The following is a 2348-nucleotide window of genomic DNA, read 5'->3' as shown; positions in this document are numbered from 1 at the left end:
ATCGCCGAACGACGCCAACGGCAGAGAGAGGGGACCGATGCGCTTTGGGCGCGGGGCTTGCTCCGCAAGACCCGTGACCAGCAGCGGCGATCCGCTCGATCGCATAGTTAGACATACCATTGTACCCGTCTTTCAATTCTTTGAAGTTGTTTATTTTCTCCATCGGCTCTAATCGCAAATTCAAGATTGCAGGGGATTATGTTTTCAGGGGAAGGAGAATAGGCAACGGCATTATGGACCAAAACAATGTCGCCACTTTGGTAATCCAGGATGTTTCCCGGATCAACGCGGGAGGAAAGTACACCAGAAATCAAGTTATACTGTGGATTCAAAAATGGATCTGTTGAAACTGGACTACCCGATTTCTTAAGGATCGACTCTCGAGAGGTCCATGAAGTACCCACTACTTCTAAACTATCTTTATTCACCGTTATGCACTCGTGCTTGAAAGGGTACACAGCCTTTGAAATTAGCGGGAGCGAGTCTTCAAGAATTATTGAACAAATTGAATATAAATTAACTGCGATGAAAAGGTAATCCTCTTTTCTCACAATGCCGTCTTTGATGTATTGATAAAATATGGCTCTTCGCTATTCGGCGTGGGTAGGTTAGAATCAACGATCCATCGACTCTGAGGACATCATGACACAACAGGAACTGTTTGCCGCGGCTCTTGGTCTCGCTCAGCCGTGGTCTGTTACGAAGATCGAGTTTTCGGTGAAAGAACGGCGCTTGGACATTCACATCGATTTTGAACGCGGTGGTATGTTCCCTTGCCCGGTCTGTAAGCAGATGTGCAAGGCTTATGACACCACAGAAGAAAGCTGGAGGCATTTGAACTTCTTCCAGCATGCTGCCTACCTGCATGCGCGAGTTCCGCGTGTGGACTGCGAATCTTGTCATTTGATCAGAAAGATCGAAGTTCCCTGGGCGCGAAGCGGTTCGGGGTTCACGTTGTTGTTTGAGGCGTTCCTGATGTCTCTTGCTGAAGAGATGCCTGTTCGAGCTGTTGCCGATCTTGTCGGTGAGCATGACACACTTCTCTGGAGAATTGTGCGACATTACGTTGGACAAGCCGTCAAGCGCCAGAACGTCTCTTCCACAAGAGTTGTTGGGGTTGATGAAACAGCAAGTCGTCGCGGGCACAAATATGTGACCTTCTTTTTCGACCTGCAAGAGAAGCGGTTGATCTACGCGACGCCAGGGAAGGACGCAGATACCGTAGCTCGTTTTGCACAGAATTTGGATTCGCGGGGTTGCTGCCCATCTCAGGTTGCGCAGATTGCCTGCGATATGTCGCCTGCCTTCATCAAGGGAATTCGGAAGTCTCTTCCAAAAGCGGAAATCACATTTGACAGGTTTCACCTGACGAAAATCGTCAATGACGCTGTTGACAAGGTGCGGCGGGAAGAGACAGCCACGAAGAGCGAATTGAAGAAAACGCGATACATTTGGCTGACGAATCCGAAAAATCTCACGCGCACACAACTTCGACGCCTTACCAGCCTGAGTCGCCAGAATCTTCAAACGGTTCGGGCCTATAATATTCGGCTTGCTTTTCAAGACTTTTTCACTCAACCTGATCGGCCTGCGGGAGAGAGTTGGCTGAAGTCCTGGTATTTCTGGGCAACGCACTCCCGCCTCCAGCCAATCATCGAAGCGGCAAAAACCGTGAAATCTCATTGGAACGGCGTCTTGTCTTGGTTTCAAAGTCACATCACCACGGGCATCTTGGAAGGCTTCAACAGTCTCCTCCAAGCTGCCAAGGCCAGAGCACGGGGATATCGATCTGATGAAAATCTCATTGCGATGGCATACCTGATTGCTGGAAAGCTAAATTTTGGTCTACCCACGTAAAATAGCGAGGAACCTAAAATATATTCTTCTTTGATTCAATTGCATTTCTGATTCGAAGCAAGATTGGCTCATCATTAAATCTTCTTGCTTCGATTTTGGAAAATTCAGGCTCTTCAGGAGCATCTGGACCGGAACCAGAATTTGCTGCTATTGCTTCAATCCAATAATGCTTTTCATTCTTAATAAAATGAAAATCAGGGCCCTTTGCCTTAAAAGGTTCCAAAGTTATCCCGTTCATTGTTAAGAAATGCCATAGGTACATCTCCCAAAATCGCTGCTGAAAATTGGAACAAGCATCCGTTAGGAAATTTTTGTCATGCTTGCCTGCATAACCATTGTACAGTTTTTCAACATAATTTCTCCGGTCTTGGTTTCTTGGAAGATCGCGGATATTCTTGTATGCAGCACAACATTCTTCAATATTTTGAAAGAACATAGGCGCCTCCTTCGGTATGTCTAACGCCCGCGATGAGCGGATCGCCGAACGACGC

At 47.3% G+C, this 2348-nt stretch carries 3 protein-coding genes; 1 reads left to right on the top strand and 2 read right to left on the bottom strand.

What is annotated here, in order from left to right; translation table 11 throughout:
* Nucleotides 1–107: 107 nt before the first annotated feature.
* Nucleotides 108–551 (bottom strand): hypothetical protein, encoded by a 444-nt coding sequence (locus VIS94_07700; GenBank protein HEY9160952.1) that lies wholly within the window; start codon nucleotides 549–551, stop codon nucleotides 108–110.
* Between the two features lie 91 nt (nucleotides 552–642).
* Between VIS94_07700 and VIS94_07695 the strand changes: the two genes are divergently transcribed.
* Nucleotides 643–1857, top strand: a complete 1215-nt coding sequence (locus tag VIS94_07695) for an ISL3 family transposase (protein ID HEY9160951.1) — start codon at nucleotides 643–645, stop codon at nucleotides 1855–1857.
* Nucleotides 1858–1870: 13 nt separating this feature from the next.
* Here the strand turns inward: VIS94_07695 and VIS94_07690 are convergent.
* A partial coding sequence (locus VIS94_07690; protein ID HEY9160950.1) for a hypothetical protein occupies nucleotides 1871–2348 on the bottom strand: 478 nt, incomplete at its 5' end.

Source organism: Desulfomonilia bacterium (assembly GCA_036567785.1).
In the GTDB taxonomy this organism is placed as follows: domain Bacteria; phylum Desulfobacterota; class Desulfomonilia; order UBA1062; family UBA1062; genus DATCTV01.
Note: the sequence above shows the minus strand (reverse complement) of the source record. Positions and strands in the feature narration are given on the sequence as shown.